The 24666-nt window shown below is 61.2% G+C and carries 17 protein-coding genes and 1 tRNA gene; 10 read left to right on the top strand and 8 right to left on the bottom strand.

Features of this window, described 5'->3' with window-relative positions:
• Window positions 1-6: 6 nt before the first annotated feature.
• A complete protein-coding gene (gene rplU / locus QVF59_RS02765) occupies window positions 7-324 on the bottom strand; it encodes a 50S ribosomal protein L21 (RefSeq protein ID WP_287877263.1) in 318 nt (105 codons plus the stop codon).
• 189 nt (window positions 325-513) lie between these two features.
• On the opposite strand from rplU, the gene ispB reads away from it, so the two are divergent.
• Both ispB and QVF59_RS02755 read left to right on the top strand, forming a co-directional pair.
• Entirely contained in the window at window positions 514-1482 is a 969-nt protein-coding gene (gene ispB / locus QVF59_RS02760) for an octaprenyl diphosphate synthase (protein ID WP_287877251.1), read from the top strand.
• Window positions 1483-1493: 11 nt separating this feature from the next.
• Window positions 1494-1568, top strand: a tRNA-Arg gene (locus QVF59_RS02755).
• A gap of 108 nt (window positions 1569-1676) precedes the next feature.
• Here QVF59_RS02755 and QVF59_RS02750 read toward each other — a convergent pair.
• Together QVF59_RS02750 and QVF59_RS02745 are read right to left on the bottom strand one after the other, a co-directional pair.
• Window positions 1677-2369 (bottom strand): helix-turn-helix domain-containing protein, encoded by a 693-nt coding sequence (locus QVF59_RS02750; RefSeq protein WP_287877249.1) that lies wholly within the window; start codon window positions 2367-2369, stop codon window positions 1677-1679.
• A gap of 334 nt (window positions 2370-2703) precedes the next feature.
• Window positions 2704-4797, bottom strand: coding sequence for an acyltransferase family protein (locus QVF59_RS02745; RefSeq protein WP_287877247.1), 2094 nt, complete (start codon window positions 4795-4797; stop codon window positions 2704-2706).
• Window positions 4798-5135: 338 nt separating this feature from the next.
• Between QVF59_RS02745 and QVF59_RS02740 the strand changes: the two genes are divergently transcribed.
• Both QVF59_RS02740 and QVF59_RS02735 read left to right on the top strand, forming a co-directional pair.
• Window positions 5136-6863, top strand: coding sequence for a Na/Pi cotransporter family protein (locus tag QVF59_RS02740; RefSeq protein ID WP_287877246.1), 1728 nt, complete (start codon window positions 5136-5138; stop codon window positions 6861-6863).
• A gap of 88 nt (window positions 6864-6951) precedes the next feature.
• The gene (locus QVF59_RS02735; protein ID WP_287877245.1) at window positions 6952-7809 is read left to right on the top strand and encodes a formyltransferase family protein; all 858 of its coding nucleotides are present in this window, start codon (window positions 6952-6954) and stop codon (window positions 7807-7809) included.
• 77 nt (window positions 7810-7886) lie between these two features.
• On the opposite strand, the gene QVF59_RS02730 is transcribed toward QVF59_RS02735, so the two are convergent.
• The 5 genes from QVF59_RS02730 to QVF59_RS02710 all read right to left on the bottom strand — a co-directional run bounded on the left by QVF59_RS02730 (window position 7887) and on the right by QVF59_RS02710 (window position 19380).
• Window positions 7887-9272: an efflux transporter outer membrane subunit gene (locus QVF59_RS02730; RefSeq protein ID WP_287877244.1), complete on the bottom strand. Its 1386-nt coding sequence runs from the start codon at window positions 9270-9272 to the stop codon at window positions 7887-7889.
• Between the two features lie 5 nt (window positions 9273-9277).
• Window positions 9278-12379, bottom strand: a complete 3102-nt coding sequence (locus tag QVF59_RS02725; protein WP_287877243.1) for a multidrug efflux RND transporter permease subunit — start codon at window positions 12377-12379, stop codon at window positions 9278-9280.
• Window positions 12376-15483, bottom strand: a complete 3108-nt coding sequence (locus QVF59_RS02720) for an MdtB/MuxB family multidrug efflux RND transporter permease subunit (protein ID WP_045847779.1) — start codon at window positions 15481-15483, stop codon at window positions 12376-12378. The genes QVF59_RS02725 and QVF59_RS02720 overlap by 4 nt, the downstream gene beginning before the upstream one ends.
• A gap of 15 nt (window positions 15484-15498) precedes the next feature.
• Complete coding sequence (locus QVF59_RS02715) at window positions 15499-16752, bottom strand: MdtA/MuxA family multidrug efflux RND transporter periplasmic adaptor subunit (protein WP_287877240.1); 1254 nt, start codon at window positions 16750-16752, stop codon at window positions 15499-15501.
• A 255-nt stretch (window positions 16753-17007) separates the two neighbouring features.
• Window positions 17008-19380 (bottom strand): penicillin-binding protein 1A, encoded by a 2373-nt coding sequence (locus tag QVF59_RS02710; protein ID WP_159874771.1) that lies wholly within the window; start codon window positions 19378-19380, stop codon window positions 17008-17010.
• A gap of 119 nt (window positions 19381-19499) precedes the next feature.
• Here QVF59_RS02710 and QVF59_RS02705 point away from each other — a divergent pair, with 119 nt between their 5' ends.
• The 6 genes from QVF59_RS02705 to QVF59_RS02680 form a co-directional block, all read left to right on the top strand.
• Window positions 19500-20612 carry a pilus assembly protein PilM gene (locus tag QVF59_RS02705; protein ID WP_159874770.1) on the top strand — a complete coding sequence of 371 codons (1113 nt, stop codon included), beginning with the start codon at window positions 19500-19502 and terminating at the stop codon, window positions 20610-20612.
• Window positions 20612-21205: a PilN domain-containing protein gene (locus tag QVF59_RS02700; protein ID WP_159874769.1), complete on the top strand. Its 594-nt coding sequence runs from the start codon at window positions 20612-20614 to the stop codon at window positions 21203-21205. The genes QVF59_RS02705 and QVF59_RS02700 overlap by 1 nt, the downstream gene beginning before the upstream one ends.
• Window positions 21202-21819: a type IV pilus inner membrane component PilO gene (locus QVF59_RS02695; protein ID WP_159874768.1), complete on the top strand. Its 618-nt coding sequence runs from the start codon at window positions 21202-21204 to the stop codon at window positions 21817-21819. The genes QVF59_RS02700 and QVF59_RS02695 overlap by 4 nt, the downstream gene beginning before the upstream one ends.
• Window positions 21820-21829: 10 nt before the next feature.
• Window positions 21830-22351: a pilus assembly protein PilP gene (locus QVF59_RS02690; RefSeq protein WP_159874767.1), complete on the top strand. Its 522-nt coding sequence runs from the start codon at window positions 21830-21832 to the stop codon at window positions 22349-22351.
• Entirely contained in the window at window positions 22351-24471 is a 2121-nt protein-coding gene (locus tag QVF59_RS02685; RefSeq protein WP_159874766.1) for a type IV pilus secretin PilQ, read from the top strand. Before QVF59_RS02690 ends, QVF59_RS02685 begins: the two co-directional genes overlap by 1 nt.
• A gap of 66 nt (window positions 24472-24537) precedes the next feature.
• Window positions 24538-24666 (top strand): shikimate kinase (locus QVF59_RS02680; protein ID WP_287877262.1); only part of this gene is annotated, 129 nt, incomplete at its 3' end.

The following is a 24666-nucleotide window of genomic DNA, read 5'->3' as shown; positions in this document are numbered from 1 at the left end:
TTATCCTTACTTCGAAATCGCGTCGATGCGGATTTCGGTGAAGTTCTGACGATGACCCTGATGTTTCTGGTAGTGCTTACGACGACGCATCTTGAAGATGCGGATCTTGTCACCACGACCGTGGGAAACAACAGTGGCCGTAACGGTAGCGCCAGCAACCAGCGGGGCGCCTACAACAACCTGTTCACCGTCAGCGACCATCAGCACTTCTTCGAGTACGATTTGGCTGTCGACGTCTGCAGGTATCTGTTCTACTTTGAGTTTTTCACCGATGGCAACTTTGTACTGCTTGCCGCCGGTTTTTATGACCGCATACGTTCGCATAGCTCCTAAAGAGGGAATCTTCCCCGCATCTCGCGAAGAAGAACGCGAAACTATACGCAGGGTACAAAAAGTTGTCAATAATTTCATCAGTTTAGCCGCACACCCAGACGGGGAATGGCTGTCTGCAAGGCTTTTCTGGTAACATTCCGCGCTTCTGGCTCTGCTAAAAACCAACAACTGGCTAAAACCGTGTCCACCCCGTTATTCCGTACCCTGATCGCTGAAGACATGCAGACCGTAGACCGCGTCATTCGCGCCCGTCTGCACTCCGACGTAGTTCTCATCCGCCAGGTGGCGGAATACATCATCTCCGCGGGTGGCAAACGCCTGCGCCCGGTGCTGACCTTGCTGTCCGGCAAGGCCCTGGGTTACCAGGGTGAACATCTGTACGAGCTGGCGGCAATGATTGAATTCATCCACACCGCCACCTTGCTGCACGACGACGTGGTGGACGAATCCGACATGCGCCGTGGCCGCGAAACCGCCAATGCCTTGTTTGGCAATGCTGCCAGCGTGCTGGTGGGCGACTTCCTCTACACTCGCGCCTTCCAGATGATGGTGACCACCAACAATATGCAGATTCTGCAGGTGATGGCCGAAGCCACCAACATCATCGCCGAAGGCGAAGTGCTGCAGCTGTTGAATATCGGCAATACCGAACTGTCCGAACAAGACTACCTGCAAGTCATCCAGTACAAGACCGCCAAGCTGTTTGAAGCATCCGCCCGCGTGGGCGCGCTGATTGCCCAGGGCAGCGACGCCCAGGTCAAGGCCCTGGCCGACTATGGCATGTACCTGGGCACCGCCTTCCAGATCATCGACGACGTGCTGGACTACAGCGGCGACGCCGACACCATCGGCAAAAGCCTGGGTGACGACCTGGCCGAAGGCAAGGCCACCCTGCCCTTGATCTACACCATGCGCCAGGGTGATGCCGCCGCTGCCGACGTGGTACGCCAGGCGCTGGAAAACGCCAGCCGCGACCGTTTCCACGATGTACTGGCTGCGGTACAATCCTGCGGCGCGCTGGGCTACGCCAAAAACGAAGCCATCAAAGCCGCCGAACAAGCCGTGGCCGCCATTGCCGACCTGCCGGACACCCCGGTGAAACAGGCACTGGTAGAACTGGCCCGCCTGTCGGTGGACCGCAACGCCTGATCCGGATTTAGGTCTCCGTAGTTAAATGGATATAACGGCCCCCTCCTAAGGGGCAGTTACAGGTTCGATTCCTGTCGGGGGCACCACTTGCAGTTCCAGCGAAGTCCGAAAAAATCCACAAAAGCCGCACCCAACAAGGGTTTGCGGCTTTTTTTACGTGATGCTCTACAGCAAGCTATTGTCGTTACCAGCATTCAATCATCCTGCCCCAAGTTGCTTCCCCTCTCCCTGTCCGCCGCCCGTACCGCATCGCGGTCGGGATATTCGCCGATACGCACCAGCCGGGCGATGATGGCGGCGCGGCTGCGGCCCATGGTTTGGGCGATGCTGGCGCAGTCGGGAGCGGCGGGGTTGTGCCAGCTGGCACGTAGCCGGGCGTCGTCGGTGGCGCTCCAGGCTTTGCCGGCGTTTGGGTTGCTGTCAGGTGGCTGGTCGAGGTCCGGCAGTGGCAACGGCGGCGGCTGGCTGGCCCACCAGGCGGGCTGGCCGGCTTGTTCCAGCCTTTGGTCATCGGCCTGCATGGCGCTGGTCTGGTCGGCAAAATAGCCTTGCTTCACCAACCGGGCGAGGATGGCGGCGCGGCTGCGGCCCAGCTTTTCTGCCAGTTCGGCACTGGTGACGGTGCTGGAGGTTTCCCACAGCGCGCTCAGCCGGTTGTCTTCGGCAATGCTCCAGCGCTCGCCAGCGCGGCTGTGGCCGGGACGGGCCGGGACAGATGGCGGGACGGGCTGGGCAGCGTGTTGCTTGCTTACCCGTTTTAGCTGCTGGTAGTAGTTGGCGCGGGCCTGGTCCAGCGCCGGGTCTTTCGGGGTGTGCAGGGCCTGGCCTCGGTGTAGCGGGTCCTGGCCCAGTATCAGTTGTTCGACGATTTCCAGTTCCCGGAGCATGGTGTGGCCCTCTCTTGTTTCCGGCGTGGCCAGGCTTGCCGAAGCTGGCAACGCTGCGCTTGATGATGCAAGTATGGCGGGCTTGTTGGCTGGAGGTCCATTCTTGCACTGGTGCGGCTGATTCTTGGCCTTTGTGGTGCGTGAACCGGCCCCGGGTGCCGAAGTGCAGAGTGAGCTAAGCAACTATGCCGTTAATGCGGCCACACAGCCTGTCTATCTAATCCCAATCCCCCCGCCCTTACCCTGTAAGGATGCCTCGCTTTTCTTTCAGAAAACGAGAGGGGGTTTGAAAGCCGCCATCACTGGCGGCTTTGCTTTATCGGGGCTGATGGCTTCAGGGCTTGGCCAGCGGCTGCAAGGCCCAGTCGAATACCGGTTTGAAATCGGCCGCCATGGAGCGGGCCATGCTGGCGGTAATGTGGTTTTTGTCCTGATAGCGGATGTGGCCGTTCTGGCTGGCGTAGCAGGTGCTGGCATCGCAGAAATGGTCGAAACCATCCCAGATGCGCACATTCGGCGCCTGGCTGGCCACCTTGCGCAGCATGGCCACCACGTCGGCACGCTCTGCCTCGGCGTGCTGGCGGCTGACATTGCAGGCGGCAGCCCCCAGCCGGATCACGCACTCGGGCGGCGAGCGCTGCATTTCCGGCTCCGGCAATACCAGCACCAGCTTCAGCCCCAGTTGCTGCAGGTAAGCGGCATTGCGCTGTAGTGCCTGTTGCAGCACGGCCAGCGAGGTGGCTCGGTCCAGCGGTGCCACGCCCACCTGTTTGTCCCACACGCTGTCCGGCATGCCGTTCTGCCCGGCAGCCACCACGGCAATGCTGTTTTCACCCGGTTTGTTGAGCGCGGCATAGCCGCTCCAGCGCACGTTCATCAGCACGCCGCTGACGCCCTGTTGCTTGAGCTGCGGCAGTTCGTCCCGTACCGCACGGGAGAAGTTGGTGCACCAGGTGCGCAGCTTGCCCTCGCCCACCGGGGTGACATCCGGCAGTGGCGGGCAACCGTGATACACCCGGCGCAGGATGGCAATATGCTGTTGCTGCGCCAGGGTTTCATACAGCGGCATCAGGTGGTCGGTGTGCGAATCGCCCCAGGCCAGCAGTCGGACCGGGCCATTGCGCTGGCCTTCCACGCACTGCGCCACCGGCGACAAGGGCAGGCCGTCTCTGGGCATGGCGCAATTGCCGTGCATGGCCATGGCATCACCCTTGGCTTGCAACAGTGCCTGATGACCGGACCACGGCGCGCGTGGCAGCAGGAACATGGCCACATTGCCCAGCAGCCACATGCCCACGATCATGCCAAAGCCGCTCCACAGCGTGGCCTTGGTGGCGGTGAAGGCGCGCAGTTTTTTCTGGCGGATGGGCTGCTCGACATAGCGATAGCTCAGCCAGGCCAGCAGCAAGGCCAGCACCCCGCCCAACAGCAGGTCGCGCGGCAGGCTGCGCTCACCCAGGCCCCAGTAGCGGCCCAGCGCCAGCAACGGCCAGTGCCACAGATAAAAGCCGTAAGAGAGGATGCCGATGTCGGTCCAGGGCCGACGTGCGGCCAGACGGCTGACGGCATTGTCCGCATTCAGCTGGCCGCCCAGCAGAAACAGCACGCTGCCAAGCACCGGCAACAGCACGATGACGCCAGGAAACACCATGGCTTCGTTCAGGCCCAGCACCGAGCCCAGCAACAACAGCAAGCCGATACCACTGGCCACGCCAGCACGCGGTTTCCAGCCTGCGGGCACGGGGGTGATGGCCAGCAGCGCACCGGCGGCGAATTCCCAGGCGCGGGTGGGCATCAGGTAAAAGGCGCGCGGGGTTTCGTGATAGGACAGCCACAGGCAATAGCCGAGCGAAGCAACAAAAATCAGCCACAGCAAGGGTGGCAGGCTGCGCGCCACCTTGTCTGGCTGACGTCCATTCAGGCGGTACAGCCCCCACATGATAAAGGGCCAGGCCAGGTAATACTGTTCCTCCACCGCCAGCGACCAGGTATGCAGCATGACGGTGAGGTCGGACGCGGAATTGAAATAGTCAAACGCATGCTGGAGGAAGTGCAGGTTGGCCGACAGCAGGGCCACGCCGCGGATTTCCCGGCCAAGCTTGTTCTGGTCGTCCGGCAACAGCACAAAGTAGGACAGCAGCAACACCACGCATACCATCAGCAACAGCGCCGGGCCAAGGCGGCGAAAACGCCGGGCATAGAAGGCCTTGAAGTCGATGCGGCCCTGACTGAGCAGTTCCTGCCGCAGCAAGCCGCTGATCAGGAAGCCGGAAATGACGAAAAAGATATCCACCCCGACAAAACCGCCGCCAAAGCCCGGCACGCCAATGTGGAACAGCACCACGGCCAGTACGGCCAGTGCACGCAGGCCATCGATATCGGGACGGTAACTGCCAGCATTCACGCTGGAGGAAGGACGAAGAGACATGGAAGGCCTGGCACCCGGCAGGCGGCATCGGGCTGATGCAGCGCAACAGGTGGCTATCTGTGGATAAAGAGCCGCCCATTGTATAGCGGGTGCCGGATGCGTCAAAGCACGGCGCAGCTTCGTGTTGCACTGCAAAGTCCACATGGCGCTTGTGTGGTGGGTGAGGTATACCGAAATCAGTTGCCGGCACGGCATTTGCTACGGATTTACACAACAACAGGTCGCCTGCTGTCAGATTCCGCCACCCGCCCCTGCCTACACTGGCAGGATGGCTGCACGGCCCTCCGGCCAATACGCATAGCGGGCGGTACTGGCAATACACCGTCGGGGAGAACACCTTGGTCACTTCCATCCTTCTGGACCTGATGGGCGGCGTTGCGCTGCTGCTATGGGGCCTGCACATGGTGCACAGCGGCATCGTGCGCGCTTTTGGTGCCAGCCTGCGCCGGGTGATGGCCACGGTATTGCGCACCCGCTTGCAGGCTTTTCTGGCCGGGCTGGGCATTACCGCCCTGCTGCAAAGCAGTACCGCTACCGCGCTGATGCTGTCGTCCTTCTCTGCCTCCGGCATGGTGGAGCTGGCCCCGGCGCTGGCGGTGATGCTGGGGGCCAATGTCGGCACCACGCTGATTGTGCAGCTGCTGTCGTTTGACTCCTCCGCCATCTCGCCCGTGCTGCTGGTGCTGGGTGTGGTGGCGTTCAAGCGCAGCCGTGATGCACGGTGGCGTGATCTGGGCCGGGTGGCCATTGGCCTGGGCTTGATGCTGTTGTCGCTGCACTTGCTGCTGACCAGCCTGGCCCCAGCGGAAAACGCGCCGCTGGTGCGCGAAATCCTGTCGGCCATTACCGGCGAGCCGCTGCTCACCCTGCTGCTGGGCGCAGTGCTGACCTGGCTGGCGCATTCCAGTGTGGCCACGGTCTTGCTCACCATGTCGCTGGCCTATTCCGGCTTCATTCCGCCACTGGCCGCCTGTGCGCTGATTCTGGGAGCCAATCTGGGCAGCGCGCTCAACCCCTTCATCGAAGGCTTGTCCAGCAGCAATCCGGCGCACCGCCGACTGCCGGCGGGCAATCTGCTCACCCGGCTGGCGGGCTGTGCACTATTCCTGCCCCTGCTGGCACCGCTACTGGGCTGGCTGACGCCGCTGGAAGACAATCCGGCGCGGCTGGCGGCGGATTTTCATACCCTGTTCAATGTGGTGGTGGCGCTGGTTTTCCTGCCGCCCATCCAGCCGCTGTCACGCCTGCTGTGCCGCTGGCTGCCGGACAGCAAGGCCGCGGACGACCCGGCCCAGCCGCTGTATCTGGATGCCAGCGTGCAGGGCACGCCCAGCGTGGCGCTGGCCTGTGCCGCCCGCGAAACCCTGCACATGGGCGATATCGTGGAAACCATGCTGCGCGAATCCATGCAGGTATTGCTGGGCAATGACCGCAAGCTGGCACTGGCGGTTTCGCAACGCGACAACGCGGTGGACAGCCTGTACGAGGCCATCAAGCTATACGTGGTGCAGCTCACCCGCGACAGCCTGGATGAAGCCGAAGGGCGGCGGGCGATGGAAATCATGGCCTTGTCGATCAATCTGGAACATATCGGCGACATCATCGACAAGAACCTGATGGAGCTGGCCAACAAGAAGATCAAGCATCAGCTGCAGTTCTCGCGTGAGGGCGCACAGGAGCTGGAGGCCTTTCACCGCCTGATCATCGACAATCTCAAGCTGTCGTTTACCGTGTTCCTGACCGGCGACGTCAAGGCGGCACGCCAGTTGCTGGACGAAAAAACCCGGGTGCGTGAACTGGAAATGAATGCGGCGGAAAGCCATATGGCGCGGCTGCGCGAAGGCCGGCTGGAAAGCCTGGAAACCAGTTCGCTGCATCTGGATATCCTGCGCGACTTCAAGCGCATCCACTCCCATCTGTGCGCCACCGCCTATCCGGCGCTGGAAGCCAGCGGCCAGCTGCGCCCCAGCCGCCTGCGCAAACAGGCGGTGTCCGCCACACCAGCCAGCAGTGATGGCGCTGGCAGCGTACATCCGGCCCCGCCGCCGTCTGCCGGAGCATGCTGAGCAGAATTGTTAAGGTGTTTGCCAGGATGGCCCGGCCCACCGTGGATGCTGGTATATCTGTCAGCCTGATTCACATCTGGATGCCGCCATGCGCTTTGCCATTACCCTGACCGACCGTTTCAAGGTGCTGCTGGACCTTGCCTTGCTGGCCGGCTGGCAGCCGTTGAAAATCTTCACCTGCCCGCTGGATGGCAAGATCCACGACAACCGGCAGGTGGTGGAACACGCGGCCCGGCTGGGCATTCCCGTGCAGCTGTCGCCGCTGACCGAGGCGGACCTGGCCGCACTGGCCGACCAGGGCTGCGAAGCTCTGCTGCTGGGCAGCTATGACTGGAAAGTACCGGACTGGCGGCCTTATCTGCCCCATGCGGTGAACTTCCACCCCTCGCCGCTGCCGGAAGCACGCGGGCCGTTTCCGCTGGTGCGCGCCATTCTGGAGCAACGCAGCCAATGGGGAGTGAGCTGCCATGTGGTGGAGCCGCGCTTTGACAGCGGCGCGCTGCTGGATCAACAACTGTTTGCCCTGAGCCCCGACGAAACCCTGGCCACGCTGGAGTGGAAATGCCAGCTGGCACTGGAGCAACTGGGCCGCCGCGTCATCGCGAATTTCGCCAGTTTGTGGCAACAGGCCCAGCCGCAAGGGGCTGGCAGCTACTGGCCACGCTGGAGCGATGCCGAACGCACGCTGAACCTGCGCGGCCCGCTGGACGCCATCCTGCGCCAGTTGCGCGCCTTTGGCGATATCAACTGCCTGGCCGAGGCCAATGGTGTGGGCTTTGTGGTGCATCGCGCCCACGGCTGGCTGGAGCCACACAGCCACACGCCCGGTACACTGCTGCGCAGCGTGGACCTGTCCATGCTGTTTGCCGTGCAGGATGGTTATCTGGTGATCAGCGAATGGAGCGTGCAGCCTCCCGCTGCCATCAGCGGCAGAAGGCCGTTCTGAGCCCCCTCAGCCAGCGGCTTGCCTGATGCAAAACAGCCCGTCGTGACGGGCTGTTTTTGCGGGAAAAATGGCGGAAGCTACCACTGACCACCGAGAGCAGCAATCAAGGCCACGCTGGCGGTGTACTGGCGGTTTTTCAGGGTCCACAGGCTGTTTTCGGCGCTGATGCGGCTGTTTTGCGCAGTCAGCACATTCAGATAACTCACCACCCCGGCGCGGTACTGGTTGAGCGCAATGGTTTCCGCCCGTTGCGCCGCTGCCAGCGCTGCTTGCTGGTACTGCATTTCCTCGTCCAGCAGCGCCTGGGCCGACAGATTGTCCTCTACGGCCTGGAAAGCGGACAGCACGGTCTGGCGGTAGCTGGCCACGCTGGCGTCGTAGCTGGCCACGGCTGCGGCGGTCTGTGCGCGGCGCAAGCCACCGTCAAACAACGTCAGCGCCAGTTGCGGCCCCACGCTCCAGATACGGTTGGGCAGGCTTACCCAGTCGGCAAAGCTGCTGCTCTTGTAACCGCCGCTGGCAGTCAGGTTCAGCGTGGGAAAGAACGCGGCCTTGGCAATGCCGATTTCGGCATTGGCCTGTGCCACCGCCCGCTCGGCCGCCGCGATGTCCGGACGGCGCTCCAGCAAGGTGGACGGCAGGCCGGCTGGCAGTTGTGGCAGATGGGGCAGGGTTTTGCTGACCGGCAGCGTGAAGCTGGCCGGGGCCACACCCAGCGAGGCGGCGATGGCGTGCTCCAGCTGGGCACGGCTCAGCTGCTTGTCCACGCGGGCGGCCTGAGCGGTTTTCCAGCTGCTTTCCGCCTGCGCCACGGCATCGTCCGACACCATGCCCACGGCAAACTGGTTGCGGGTGAGCTGCAGGTTTTGCAGCAGATTGGCCTCGCTGTCCTGCAATTGCTTGAGCTGCACATCGGCAGCCACCAGTTGCAGATAGGCAGTCGCCAGCTGGGCCTGGCTGCTCAGGCGGATGGACGCCAGCTGGGCAGCACTGGCCGCTTCCTTGGCATTGCCCGCCTCCACCGCACGGCGCACCGTACCCCACAAGTCCACTTCCCAGCTGGCGCTGGCGGACAGATTGTACTGATTGCTGACGCTGCCACCCGCTGTTGTTACTCCGCGGGTTTTGCTGGCGGTACTGCTGATGGTGGGCCACAGGCTGGCTTCGGCCTGATCCAGCAAGGCGCGGGCATTGCGGTAGTTGGCCTCGGCCTGGGCAATGGTGGGGCTTTGCCGGTTGAGGGTGTCCATCAGGCTATCGAGCTGCGGGTCCTGATACACCACCCACCAGTTGCCACGCGGAGCGGCATCTTGCGGGGTGGCGGTTTTCCAGCGGCCGTCTTCCTTGTACGTTGCCGGAATGTCCATCTTGGGCCGGGTATAGTCCGGGCCGATGGCGCAGCCGGCCAGCAGCAGGCTGATCAGGCCGGCCAGTGCCAGCCGGGACGGGGTGAATGCAGACATGCGTGTCATTCCTTGTGTGCGGCGGCAGCCCGGCTGCGCCAGTTGTCACGCCATTGCTGGCACCACAGGCGGAAACGGTCCAGATACAGGTAAACCACCGGCGTGGTGTACAGCGTCAGCAACTGGCTGAGCAGCAGGCCACCGACAATGGAGATGCCCAGCGGGGTGCGCATCTCGGCACCATCGCCATGCCCCAGTGCCAGCGGCAATGCGCCAAACAGGGCGGCCAGCGTGGTCATCATGATGGGACGGAAGCGCAGCAGGCAGGCTTGCAAAATGGCATCGTGCGAACTGAGGCCCTGCTCGCGTTCGGCACTGAGGGCAAAGTCGATCATCATGATGGCGTTTTTCTTGACGATGCCGATCAACAGCAGCACGCCGATCAGCGCGATGATGTTGAATTCGCCACCGGTGGCCAGCAGCGCCAGCAAGGCCCCTACCCCGGCCGACGGCAGCGTGGACAGGATGGTGAGCGGGTGCACCACGCTTTCATACAGCATGCCCAGCACGATATACACCGCTACCATGGCCGCCAGAATCAGCACCGGCTGACTGCCCAGCGAATCCTGGAAGGACTTGGCCGTACCCTGGAAGCTGCCGTGTATCGACGATGGCAGGCCGATGTCCGCGGTCGCCTTGTCAATGGCGGCAGTAGCGTCGGACAACGAACTGCCCGGCGGCAGGTTGAAGGACACGGTGGTGGCGGCAAACTGGCTTTGGTGGTTCACCGCCAGCGCGGTATTGGTGGGCTGCCAGCGGGCAAAGGCCGACAGCGGAATCGGCTGGCCGGAGGTGGTTTGCAGATAGATGCTGCGCAGGCCTTCGGCGCTCTGCCAGTACTGGGGTGCCACTTCCAGCACCACATGGTACTGGTTGAGCGGGTTGTAGATGGTGGACACCTGGCGCTGGCCGAAGGCGTCGTTCAGCACCGAATCCACTTGCGACTGGGTCAGGCCGAGGCGCGCCATGGCATCACGGTCGAAGGTGAGCGTGGTTTGCAGGCCCTTGATTTCCTGATCGCTGCTGACATCGGCCAGCATCGGCAGCTTTTGCAGCGCCTGCTGCACCCTGGGCGTCCAGCGGCGCAGTTCTTCCAGGTCATCCCCTTGCAGGGTGTACTGGTACTGAGCATTGGCCGACCGTCCGCCCACGCGGATGTCCTGCACCGATTGCAAAAACAACTGCGCCCCCGGCTCGCGCGCCAGCCGCTTGCGCAGGCGGGCAATCACCTGATCAGCCGTTTCCGTGCGCTCGCCCAGCGGCTTGAGGCTGACAAACATATTGGCGGTGTTGCGCTGGCCGCCGCCGGTAAAGCCAATCACCTTGTCCACCGCCGGGTCCTGCCCTACCGCGTCGATAAAGCGTTGCAGCTTTTGCTGCATGGCCTGGAAGGAGATGCTCTGGTCGGCCTTGATCATGCCGGTGAGGCGGCCGGTGTCTTGCTGCGGGAAAAAGCCCTTGGGCACAATCACGTACAGGTAGACATTCAGCGCAATGGTGGCCGCCAGCATCAGCATCATCAGCGGGCCGTGACGCAGCGCCCAGCCAAGGCTGCGGCGATAGCCGGCCAGCATGGCGTCGAACATGCGCTCGCTCCAGACAAACAGCCGTCCCGGCTTGCGTTCGCCATGGCTTTTCAGCCAGCGCGCGCACAACATGGGCGTGGTGGTGAGCGACACCAGCAGCGACACCAGAATGGCCACCGACAGGGTGACGGCAAACTCGCGGAACAGGCGGCCGATGATGCCGCCCATCATCAGGATGGGAATGAACACCGCAATCAGCGACAAACTCATCGACAGCACGGTAAAGCCCACTTCACGCGCGCCCTGCAGCGCGGCCTGGAAGGGCTTCATGCCGTTTTCGATGTGGCGGGCAATGTTTTCCAGCACCACGATGGTGTCGTCCACCACGAAACCGGTGGCAATGGTCAGCGCCATCAGGCTGAGGTTGTTGAGCGAAAAGCCGCACAGATACATCACGGCAAAGGTGCCCACCAGCGATACCGGCACGGTGATGGCGGGAATGGCGGTGGCGCGGCCATTACGCAAAAACAGGAAGACCACCAGGATGACCAGCGCGATGGAAATCAGCAGTGAGCGCTCCACCTCGGACAGCGAGGCACGGATGGTGGAGGTGCGGTCCATCACCACCTGCATCTTGATGGCGGCGGGAATGGACGCCTGCAACTGCGGCAGCAGCGCCTGCACCCGCTCCACCGTTTCGATGATGTTGGCACCCGGCTGGCGGAACAGGATGATCATCACCGCCGGTTGCTTGCCCAGCAAACCGGCATTGCGCACATCCAGTACCGAATCCTTCACCTCGGCCACATCGGACAGGCGCACTGCCGCGCCGTTCTTGTAGCTCACCACCAGCGGCAGGTAGTCGCTGGCCTTGCCGGCCTGGTCATTGGCCTGTACCTGCCAGTGACGCTGGCCATCCTCGACAAAGCCCTTGGGCCGGTTGGCATTGGTGCTGGTGATGGCGGCGCGCACCGTTTCCATGCCGATACCGTAATGGTTCAGCTGTAGCGGGTTCATTTCCACCCGCACTGCCGGCTGTGCGCCGCCACCGATATTCACATCGCCAATGCCCTCCACCTGGGCCAGCTTCTGGCCGAGGATGGAGTCGGCGGCATCGTACATCTGGCCGCGGGTGAGCGAGTCCGAGGTCAGGCCGATGATCATGATGGGCGCGTCGGCCGGATTCACCTTGCGATAGGTGGGGTTGGACGGCATGCCGGTGGGCAGCAGCGAACGCGCGGCATTGATGGCGGCCTGCACATCGCGCGCCGCGCCGTTGATGTCGCGGTTGAGGTCAAACTGCAAGGTGATGCGGGTGGACGCCAGCGAACTGGACGAGGTGATTTCGGTCACCCCGGCAATACGCCCCAGCGCTCGTTCCAGCGGGGTGGCCACGGTGGACGCCATGGTTTCCGGGCTGGCACCGGGCAGCTTGGCACTGACCGAGATGGTGGGAAAATCCACCTGCGGCAAGGGCGATACCGGCAGCAGCTTGAAGGCGAGAAAGCCCGCCAGCAGGATGGCCAGCGTCAGCAGCGTGGTGGCAATGGGCCGCCGGATAAAGGGCGCGGACGGAATCATGCCTCGGCCTCTGCCTGGTCATCGTCAGCAGCATGGCCTGGACGCCGCCAGCGCCGGGCCAGCCGGTCGAAGGCCAGATAAATCACCGGGGTGGTAAACAGCGTCAGCACCTGGCTGACCAGCAACCCGCCCACCATGGTGACACCCAGCGGCGAGCGCAATTCAGACCCCATGCCACTGCCCAGCATCAGCGGCAGCGCGCCCAGCAGCGCCGCCATGGTGGTCATCAGGATGGGACGGAAGCGCAGCAAACAGGCCTGGTAGATGGCATCGCGCGGGCTCATGCCCTGCTCGCGCTCGGCCTCCAGCGCAAAGTCGATCATCATGATGGCGTTTTTCTTGACGATGCCGATCAGCAGGATGATGCCGATGATGGCAATCACCGACAGGTCGTTGCCGGACACCAGCAAGGCCAGCAGGGCACCGATACCGGCCGAGGGTAGCGTCGACAGGATGGTGATGGGGTGGATATAGCTCTCGTACAGCACCCCCAGCACGATATACATGGTGATGATGGCCGCCAGGATCAGCCACAGCGTGTTGCTGAGCGAAGCCTGAAAGGCCAGCGCCGCGCCCTGGAATCTGGTATCCAGGCTGGCTGGCATGCCCAGCTCGGCTTCAGCCTGACGGATGGCCTCCACCGCCGGCCCCAGCGCCGCGCCCTTGGCCAGGTTGAACGAGATGGTGGTGGTGGGGAACTGCCCCAGATGGTTGATTGTGAGCGCGGTCGGGCGCTGTTCGATGCTGGCCACCGTATCCAGCGGCACCGGGCCACCACTGGCGGTGGGCACGTAGATGCCCTTGAGCGACAGCGGGCCTTGCTGGTTCTGCGCGTCCACTTCCAGCACCACGCGGTACTGGTTGGTCTGGGTGAAGATGGTGGAAATCAGCCGCTGGCCAAAAGCATCGTACAGCGCATTGTCGATGGCTGCGGTGGTGACGCCCAGCCGGGCGGCGGTATCACGGTTGATGTTGACATAGGCTTGCAGGCCCTTGTCCTGCAAGTCGCTGGCCACATCCGCCAGTTGCGGCAGCTGGTTCAGCTTGTGCACCAGCTTGGGCACCCATTGCGACAGGTCGTCGGGATTGGTGGCCTGCAGGGTGAACTGGTACTGGGTGCGGCTGACACGGGTATCGATGGACAAATCCTGCACCGGCTGCAAATACAGCGACATGCCCGGCACGCTGGCGGCACTTTGTTGCAGGCGGGCCAGCACGGTGCGGATGTCATCACGTTCGCCCTTGGGCTTGAGGTTGATTTGCAGGCGGCCGCTGTTGAGCGAGGCATTATTGCCATCCACCCCGATAAAGGACGACAGGCTGTCCACCGCCGGGTCTTTCAGCAAGGCCTGCGCCAGTTGTTCCTGCTTCTGCGCCATGGCGCTGAAAGAAATACTCTGCGCTGCCTCGCTGCTGCCCATGATGGCACCGGTGTCCTGCAAAGGGAAAAAGCCCTTGGGCACCGCCACATACAGCAGCACGGTGAGCAACAAGGTGCCCAGTGCCACCAGCAGGGTGAGCTTTTGCCGTTCCAGCACCCAGCCCAGCATCTGGCCGTAACGGGCAATGATGCGGTCGAAGAAGGCCCCGCTGGCATGGTAGAAGCGGCCCTGCTTTTCTTCCGGCACATGCTTGAGCAGGCGCGCGCACATCATCGGCGTCAGGGTGAGCGAGATGAAAGCCGAAATCAGGATGGACACCGCCAGCGTAATGGCAAACTCGCGGAACAGCCGCCCCACCACATCGCCCATGAACAGCAGCGGAATCAGCACCGCAATCAGCGAGAAAGTGAGCGAGATGATGGTAAAGCCAATCTGCTGCGAGCCTTTCAGTGCCGCCGCCATCGGTTTTTCGCCTTCCTCGATGTAGCGGGCGATGTTTTCGATCATCACGATGGCATCGTCCACCACAAAGCCGGTGGCAATGGTCAGCGCCATCAGGGTGAGGTTGTTGATGGAAAAGCCGGTGAGGTACATCACGCCAAACGTGCCCACCAGCGACAGCGGCACCGCCACGGCGGGGATGATGGTGGCCGGCACGTTGCGCAGGAACACGAAAATCACCATCACCACCAGGCCGATGGCCAGCATCAGCTCGAACTCGACGTCCTCCACCGAGGCACGAATGGTGACAGTGCGGTCGCTCAGCACCTTCACATCCACCGCGCCGGGCAAGGTGGATTGCAATTGCGGCAGCAAGGCCTTGATGCGGTCGGTCACCTGGATGACATTGGCCCCCGGCTGACGCTGCACATTCAGGATGATGGACGGTGTAGTACCAGCCCAGGCTGCCAGCCGCATGTTTTCTGCCGCATCCACTACCTTGGCCACATCGCGCAAGCGCACCGCTGCGCCGTTCTGGTAAGCGATGATGACGTTCTGGTATTCCTCGGCCGACTTCAGCTGGTCGTTGCCATCCACGGTGGAGGCTTGCTGCGGGCCATCAAAACTGCCCTTGGCCTGGTTCACATTGGCATTGCTGATGGCGGTGCGGATGTCCTCCAGCGTCAGGCCGCGCGCTGCCAGTGCCTTGGGATTGCTCTGGATGCGCACCGCAGGCCGCTGACCACCGCTGAGGCTGACCAGACCCACGCCCGGCACTTGCGACAGCTTTTGCGCCAGCCGGGTGTCCACCAGGTCTTCCAGCTTGGTCAGCGGCAGCGTGTCCGAGCTGACCGCGATGGTGAGAATCGGGGTGTCCGCCGGGTTCACCTTGCTGTAGATCGGCGGATTGGGCAGGTCGCTGGGCAACAGGTTACCCGCCGCGTTGATGGCGGCCTGCACTTCCTGTTCGGCTACATCCAGCGTCAATTCCAGGCTGAACTGCAGGGTAATCACCGACGCGCCGCCCGAACTGGTGGATGACATCTGGGTCAGCCCCGGCATCTGGCCGAACTGGCGCTCCAGTGGCGCGGTAATGGACGAAGTGATGACCTCCGGGCTGGCACCGGGGTACTGGGTTACCACCTGGATGGTGGGGTAGTCCACCTCGGGCAGCGCCGATACCGGCAGCAGCTTCCAGGCCACCAGGCCGGTGAGCAGGATGGCCAGCATCAGCAAGGTGGTGGCCACCGGCCGCAGAATGAACGGGCGTGAGGGATTCATACCGTGTTCCTGCTTTTAATTGGCGGCTGAAGCGTGCGGGCGCTTGCCATTCTGGCTATTGCTGGCATCGCTGCGGTGCGACTTGCCCTTGCCACTGCCACCGGACTCAGCCAGGGCGGCGCGGTCTATCACCTTGATCTGCGCACCCTCACGCAGCTTGTCCAGGCCATCCACCACCACTTTCTGACCGGCTTTCACGCCTTCTTCGATAATGGTGTTGTCACCGGACACCGCGCCGGTTTTCACCTTGCTGATGCTGACGGTCTGGTCCGGGTTCACCGTGTAGACATAGCTGCCCACCTTGCCCTGCTGCAAGGCCACGCTGGGCAATACGGTTGCATTGGGCTGGTCGCCCAGTTGCAGGTGCACATTGACAAATTGATTGGGGAACAAGGCTGCATCGGCATTGGCAAAGCGCGCCTTCAGGTTCACCGTGCCGGTGGTGGTGCTCAGCTGATTGTCGATGGCCAGCAGCTCGCCGTCGGCTAGCTTGTGGCGGTTGTCACGGTCCCAGGCTTCCACCTGCAGCTTGCCCTTGGCCGTGCGGGCAGCGGCCAGCACCTGGCTGAGGCTGGTTTCCGGCACGGCAAACAGCACATTGATGGGTTGGGTCTGGGTAATCACCACCACGCCATTGCTGTCGCTGGAGTGCACGATATTACCGGGGTCTACCTGACGCAGGCCGGCACGCCCTGCCAGCGGGGACGTGATGCGGCTGTAATCCAGTTGCAGGCGGGCATTGGCCACCGCGCCCTGATCCAGTTTCACCGTGCCCTGATACTGGGCCACCAGCGCCTGCTGGGTATCCACCTGCTGCTTGGCAATGGAGTTCTGTGCCAGCAGCTGCTGGTAACGGGTGAGGTCCAGCCGGGCGTTTTGCAGCAGTGCCTGGTCGCGCAGCAACTGGCCTTCAGCCTGAGTCAGCGCAGCCTGATAGGGGCGCGGGTCCAGTTCCGCCAGCAGCTGACCTTTCTGCACCATCTGCCCTTCTTCAAAATGCAGGGCCATCAGTTGACCATCCACCCGGCTGTGCACCGTCACCGTGTTGGTGGCCGTCACCGTGCCCAAGGCACTCAGTTGCAAGGGTGCATCCTGCTGTGTTACCGCAGCCACGGCCACCGCTACCGGCGCACCACCACGCTTGGGTGCCGCAGCATCGGCAGCAGCCGTGCGATGGCTGTTCCACCACCAGCCCCCGGCTGCCAGCACCAGCAGTAACAGGGAGACATTGCGCAGGGTATGGGAGGGTGTGGTCGTGGAATCGGACATGGTGGTTTTCCGGATGCGTCCTGGTTGAGGCCGGAACGCCGTCTGCAATGGTTAAGCGGAGAGGCTTCCTCCGTGATCAAGCAGCGATGATAAGCAATCACCATGACACTGCCTATGCGCAAGCTGTTTACAGATGTTAATCGGCATATTCTCCGCCTTCTGTTTCAGCGGCAACACTACCAACGATAGCAACAGGCATGAAAAAGCCCACCCCGGCATGGGGTGGGCTGGCAGCGCATTATTGGCGCATTCAGATCAGAACAGCAATTCCTTGACGTTCTCCACCGCATCCTTGGCTGCCGGTGCATTGGGGTCCTTCGCTGTCGTATCGTCTACCGCCGCATCGGAGGCATTACTGCCTGGGATGGTGCCGTGGTTGTCGATCTTCAGCTCCGGATTGGTCTTCTGGAATTCCTCGTAGTAGTACTCGTCGCCACCACGCTGGCCCGCACCCGGTTTCACCACGATGCCTGCCGGCACCGGCAGCTCCACCTCGGGTACGCCCTTGAGCGCATTGGCCATGTAGTTCATCCACACCGGCAGGGCGGCTGTACCGCCATAACCGTAACGGCCCAGCGAGCGCGGCTGGTCGTAACCCACCCAGGTTGCCGCCACCAGATTAGGATTGAAGCCGACAAACCAGGCGTCCTTCCAGTCGCTGGTGGTACCGGTCTTGCCGGCCAGATCCATGCGGCCCAGGCTCATCGCCTTGGCTGCCGTACCGTAGCGCACCACGTCTTTCAGCATGGAGGTCATGATGAAGGCATTGCGCGGATCGATGGCCTGGGTGGCATTTTGCCCGGCAACCGCCGGCTGGGTCTTGGCCAGCACATGGCCGGATTGATCCTCGATGCGATCAATGAAGTAGGCCTTGATGCGGTAGCCGCCATTGGAGAACACCGAATAACCTTCCGCCATCTGCAGCGGCGTCGCGGCACCAGCGCCCAGTGCCATGGTGAGGTAGGCCGGATGCTGCTTGGGCGAGAAACCGAAACGCTGAATATACTGCTGGGCGTAATCGGTACCGACCGCCATCAGCAGGCGTACCGACACCAGGTTCTTGGATTGGGTCAGCGCACGGCGCAGGCTGATCAGGCCAGCAAACTTGCCATCATCGTTCTTCGGTTCCCAGCTGGGCGAACCCGGAGCACCCGGAACGGTCAGCGGCGCATCATTAAACAGGGTGGACGGTGTAACGCCACGCTCAATGCCCGAGGAATAAATAAAGGGCTTGAAGGTGGAGCCAGGCTGACGCCAAGCCTGGGTCACATGGTTGAAGCTGCGACGGTTGAAGTCAAAACCACCCACCAGCGACTTGATGGCTCCGCTGCGCGGATCCATCGATACAAACGCCCCTTCCACATCCGGCATCTGCACGATTTCCCAATAGCCCTTGTCATTGGCACGCACACGAATGACGGCACCGCGGCGAATCTGCTTGTCAGCCGCCAGCTTGGGGTTCAGTGCACGACGGGCAAACTCCAGCCCCTGCCCCTTGATCACCGCCACCTTGCCGCCACGCAGGTAGGCGCGCACTTCCGCCGGGCTTGCCGACAGCACAATCGCAGCCTGCATGTCGCCACTGTCGCGGATTTCAGACAGTGCATCGTCCAGTACCTCGGTCTGGTCTTCACCCTCTGCCGAGGCAAGATCGATATAGCTTTCCGGGGCGCGGTAACCCTGCTTGCGGTCAAAATCGATCAGGCCTGCGCGCAGGGCATCGTAGGCCCATTGCTGGTGATGACTGTCCAGCGTGGTGTAGACCTTGTAGCCCTCGGTATAGGCGGCATCCTTGTAGCGCTCATACATGGCCTGGCGCACCATTTCGGAAACATACAGCGCCGGCTGGTTACCATCCACCGTGGCGCTGGCCAGATGCAGTGGTTCTTTCACCGCCGCGTCGTACTGATCCTGGGTGATGAAGTTCAGCTCGCGCATGCGACGCAGCACATACTGCTGACGCAGGTGGGCACGTTCCGGATTGACAATGGGGTTATAAGCAGACGGTGCCTTGGGCAGGCCTGCCAGCATGGCCATTTCTGCCACGCTCAGTTCGGTGATCGGCTTGCCGAAGTAAGCCTGTGCTGCCGCAGAAAAACCGTAGGCACGCTGCCCCAGGTAGATCTGATTGAAGTAAAGCTCAAGGATCTGGTCCTTGGAAAGCGTATGTTCGATTTTGAAAGCGAGCAAAGCTTCATTAAACTTACGTGTGAAAGTCTTTTCACTGGAAAGGAAGAAATTCTTCGCCACCTGCATGGTGATGGTACTGGCACCGGAACGGGCATGACCGGATACCAGATTACCGACGGCAGCACGCAGAACCCCCATATAGTCGATTCCGCTATGCTGATAGAATCTTTCGTCTTCAGCAGCAAGCAAGGCCTGCTTCATCAACTGCGGGACTTCATGGATACGGGCGAAGGAGCGGCGTTCCTCACCGAACTCACCCAACAACTGGCCATCTGCCGAGTAGACGCGCAGTGGAATTTTTGGACGGTAATCCGTCAGCACATCAAGACTTGGCAAACGCGGGTAGGTTATGATGATGGCAATGGCTGCCGCACCGGCTGCCAGCACGGCCCCACCAATGACCAAGCCGGCCAGAATCGCAAGAAGTCGTTTGAACATAATTACAAATAGGCTTTCGGAAGAAAGCGGATTATAACGTCTTGTGGGAACAAGCAAGACAAACATTGACCGCGACAGCACAAAAACTGTCGCACTAGACCTATTCGGGGCCTTAACTGATGCTATCCGACAAATTACGGTTCGGGACAGACTGGCTGAATCAGCTTGGATTGGGGAAATCCAGCAATGTTCCCCTGCTTGGTCTTGATATCAGCACCACCTCCATCAAACTGGTGGAGCTGTCCAGATCAGGCAAGAACTACCAGATCGAGCGTTATGTGATAGAAAGCCTGCCCAAGGAGGCCGTGTCCGAGGGCAATCTGGTGGATATCGAAGGGATTGCCGAAGCCTTGCGCAAAGCCTGGAGACGCCTTGGCAGCCCGATCAAGAATGTCGCCATCGCCATTCCTACGGCAATGGCCATCTACAAGAAATTGCTGGTTCCGGTCAGCCAATCCGAAGACATGGAGGGCATGATCGAATCCGAGGCCGATCAGATCATTCCCTTCCCGCTGGACGAAGTAAATCTGGACTACCAGGTTCTGGGGCCTTCCAGCAGCAGTCTGGATGATCTGGAGGTGCTACTGTGCGCCGCCCGCAAGGAAAAGGTGGAAGAGCGTGTGGCCGTGGTGGAAATGGCCGGTCTGCGCGCCCAACTGGTGGATGTCGAGTCCTTTGCCATGATGACGGCCTTCGAGCAGATCCAGCAGCAATTGCCCGACCACGGCATGAATCAGACCTTTGCCCTGTTTGATATCGGTGCCAGCAAAATTCATTGCAATGTCATCCGTAACGGCCAGCAAATCTACTACCGCGAGCAGATGTTCGGCGGCTTGCAGCTGACACGCGATATCCAGCGCCGCTACGGCATCAGCTTTGACGAAGCCGAAAGCGGCAAGCGCAGCATGGCCATGCCGGATGGCTACGAATCCGAGTTGCTGCATCCGTTTGTGGATTCACTGGCACAGGAAATCCAGCGGGCGCTGCAGTTCTTTTACACCACGGTCAGCGTGTCGCAATACCTGCGCGTGGATTACATCCTGCTGGGCGGCGGTTGCAGCATGCTGGCCGGCCTGGATGATGCAGTGGCCTCCCGCACCCAGATCAGTACCATGATTGCCAACCCGTTCACGTCCATGGTGCAGTCCAGCTCCATCCGCCTGAAGGAGCTGCTGCTGGATGCCCCGGCCCTGCTGATTGCCTGCGGACTTGCCATGCGGAGGTTCGACTGATGATACGCATCAACCTCCTGCCCCACCGCGAGCAGAAAAAAGCCGCCCACCGCCTGCGCTTCCAGCTGTTTCTCGGCAGCGCCATCGGTGCCGCTCTGCTGATCATCGGCCTGAGCTATTTCATTCTGGATGCCCGTCAATCGCGCCAGGAAGAACGCAACCAGTTCCTGCAAGCTGAAATCAGCAAGCTCGATCAGCAAATCAAAGACATCGGCATGCTGAAGAAGCAGCGCGACGACCTGCTGGCACGCAAACAACTGGTAGAGCGCCTGCAACAAGGGCGTAATGATGCGGTACACATCTTCGACCAGCTGGTACGCCAGACCCCGGATGGCATCTACCTGAAAACCTTCAAGCAAACTGGCAATGCGTTCAACTTCTCCGGCTACGGCCTGTCCGGCGCACGCGTGTCCAACTACATGCGCACCCTGGCCCAGTCACAGGTGTTCAACGAACCGCAGCTGATTGAAGTGAAAGCGGCCATGGCGAACAACCAGCGCGTCAGCGAGTTCAGCCTTACCAGCACGTTCAGACAGCCTGCAGCAGCCAGTGCACCGCAAGGCCAGGTAGCACCGCAGGGAGCCAAACCATGACCTTAGACGAGTTCCGCAATCTTGACCCCAAGGACATGCCCAACTGGCCGCTGCCAGCTCAGGTGCTAGTGCTTGTCTTCATGGCCGGGGTATTCCTGTTTCTGGGCTATTTCTTTGTTCTGAGCGACCAGATGGACAAGCTGCACAGTGCCCAGCAACAAGAAGAACAGCTCAAGCAGACCTTCATCGACAAAAAGCGCCAGGCCATCAACCTGGAAGCATTGCAACAGCAGCTGAAAGAAATCCAGCTGTCCTTTGGCGCACTGCTCAAACAACTGCCCACCAAGTCGGACATGGACGCCCTGCTGACCGAAATCAACCAGGCCGGCATTGGCCGCGGCCTGCAGTTTGAGCTGTTCCGCCCCAACGGTGAGGTAAAGACAGCCGAAATGGCAGAGGTACCGATTTCGATCAAGCTGACCGGCAGCTATAACGATCTGGCAGCCTTCGTCAGCGATGTTGCCCAGCTGTCGCGCATTGTCACCATCGGAGACATCAGCCTGACCCCGGGTCAGGGCAAGGAAGCCCGCATGACTATGGAAGCCACGGCCAAGACCTATCGCGCGCTGGAGCCAGAAGAGCGCATTGCCGCGGCACAGCCGCCGAAGAAGTGAGCGTGACGCCATGCTGAAAAAAACTCTCGCCACCTTGCTGTGTCCGCTGCTGCTCAGTGCCTGTGGCAACGGCAATACCGAAGACCTGCACGCCTGGATGCAACAGGCCAGCCAGGGTCTGCGCGGTCAGATCGACCCGCTGCCCCAAGCCCAGGCCTACCAGCCGTTTACCTATAATGCCTTCGACATTCCCGATCCGTTCAATCCGGTCAAGCTGCAGATGGCCAAGAAGCAGAATGCTGCCAATGCGCCCGACTTCAAGCGCGTGCGTGAACTGCTGGAAAACTACGATCTGGACAAGCTGAAGATGGTTGGGCTGCTCAAGCGCAACAACATTACCTATGCACTGATCCGAACCCCGGAAAACAGCGTCTACCGCGTGCAACCGGGTAATTTCATTGGCCCCAATTACGGCCAGATCAAACGCATCAGCGAAACCGAACTAGTACTTTCCGAGACCGTGGAAGATCTGAACGGTGAATGGGTACAACGCGAAACCAGCATGTACCTGGATGAACAAGGGCAGAAATAATGAAAAACCATTCAATCAAACTGTTGTCGGGGCTGGGTCTGTCCATTGCATTTTCCATTGCCCATGCAGCGTCCATCACCGCGATCGACGTAGCCCAGACCGATGGTGACGCCCAGTTGCTGCAGGTGACCTTTGATGGCCCGGCCATCAAGCCCAACAGCTTCGCCATCGCCAATCCAGCTCGTGTCGCCTTTGACTTTGCCGATACCCAGGTCAAACTCCCCAAGAGCTTTGTCGAGCTGGGCAATCCCATCGTCAAGTCCGCGGTTGCCGTTGAGGCCAATGGCCGCTCGCGCCTGGTGCTGAACCTTGCACACAATGTCGCCTACAGCACCAGCGTCTCGGGCAACAAGCTGCTGGTTCGCATCAATAACAGCATGACTTCGCCACAGCAGGCGGCCACCTCGCAAGAGCAGCCAGCCAGCAACGCATCCGCCGCCAGCCAGGCCAGTGCCCAGGCTGCCGTGGCGACCACACCACTGGGGCTGGACTTCCGTCGTGGCCGCGGTGGTGAAGGACGCGTGGAAATCACCCTGCCTTCCGAAGGCACACCGGTTGACGTGCGCCGTGAGGGCAAGAATCTGGTACTGGATGTACTGGGTGCCAACCTGCCGCGCTCGTTGGAAAAACGCATGGATGTCAGCGACTTTGCCACCCCGGTGGACAAGGTAATAGCCAGCAATCAGGGGCGTAACAGCCGCATCGTGGTGCAGCCGCAAGGCGACTGGGAATTCTCCTCCTATCAGACTGAACGCAAGCTGGTGGTGGAAGTACGCAAGGTGGCAGTGGAAAGTGCCAGCAAAAACGAGCTGAACAGCAAGCCGCAATACAAGGGCGACAAGCTGTCGCTTAACTTCCAGAATATCGAAGTACGTACCGTATTGCAGGTGATTGCCGAATTTACCGGCCTGAACATCGTCACCAGTGATTCGGTAACCGGCAACATCACCCTGCGCCTGAAAGATGTACCGTGGGATCAGGCACTGGATCTCATCCTGCAAACCAAGGGCCTGGATCAGCGCCGCAACGGCAACATCATCAATATTGCACCGCGTGAGGAGCTGCTCAATCGCGACAAGCAGATCCTGGAAGGCAAGCAGCAGCTGAATGCGCTGGAGCCGGTACGCTCGGAAACCTTTGTGCTGCGCTACCGCTCGGCCGAGGACTTCAAGAAGATTCTGGATGGCAGCACCACCACGGCAGGATCCAGTTCGACAGGTAACAGTGGCGGCAACGGCCTGCTGTCGGCCCGTGGCAGCTTCATGATCGATCCGAAAACCAACACGCTGATCATCAATGATACCCAGACAGTGATCGACAAGATTCGCGATCTGGTGACCAAGACCGACATCCCGGTCAAGCAGGTGCTGATTGAAGCCCGCATCGTGGAAGCGACCGACGACTGGAGCAAGAGCCTGGGCGTGAAGATGAGCTTCGCCAAAGTAGGGGGCAGTACCTCCATCGGCAGCACCATCTCTGACGCGCTGGCCAACAAGGCCCTGGGCAACACCGCATCGACCTCCGGCAATGCCGGGGTCAATCTGGGCCTCTCCGGTACCTTCAACTCGATCGGTGCCGTGTTCAATGCCGGTTCCAGCGGGCTGATCGGCCTGGAACTGGATGCCATGGAAACCGGTGAAAAAGGCAAAATCCTGGCCAATCCACGCATCATGACAGCCGATCGGGTGGAAGCAAGCATCGAGCAGGGTACGGAAATTCCGTATCAGGAGGCCAGCTCCAGCGGTGCCACTTCGGTATCGTTCAAAAAAGCCAACCTCAGCCTGAAGGTGACACCGCAAATTACCCCGGACAACCGTGTGCTGATGGAAATCCAGATCAACAAGGACAGCGTCAGCAGCACCCTGTTTGTCAACAGCACTCCGGCCATCGACACCAAGGTGGTGAAAACCCAGGTGATGGTGGAAAACGGCGGCACCGTGGTGATTGGCGGTATCTACCAGCAAACGCTGGATACCACGGTCAACAAGGTACCGCTGCTGGGTGACATCCCCTTCCTGGGAGCCCTGTTCCGCAGCAAGGTGGACAAGAACAACCGCTCCGAGCTGCTGGTATTCATCACACCCAAGGTGGTGGAAGACCTGAACCTGCAAAATCGCTGAACACGGGACATCTGCACGCATTTTGTCGTCTGCCCGCGCAGACAGACCCAGTCAGCATCAGCTACAATGCCTGCCATGGAGAACATGGCAGGCAATTTTTTTCTTGTCGGGCTGATGGGTGCCGGCAAGACCACCGTAGGCAGAGCCCTGGCACGCAAGACCGGCAAAACCTTCTACGACTCGGATCATGAAATC

This window comes from Aquitalea sp. (genome assembly GCF_030150775.1).
Classification (GTDB): Bacteria; Pseudomonadota; Gammaproteobacteria; order Burkholderiales; family Chromobacteriaceae; genus Aquitalea; species Aquitalea denitrificans.
This window is presented reverse-complemented; position numbering and strand designations above follow the sequence as displayed.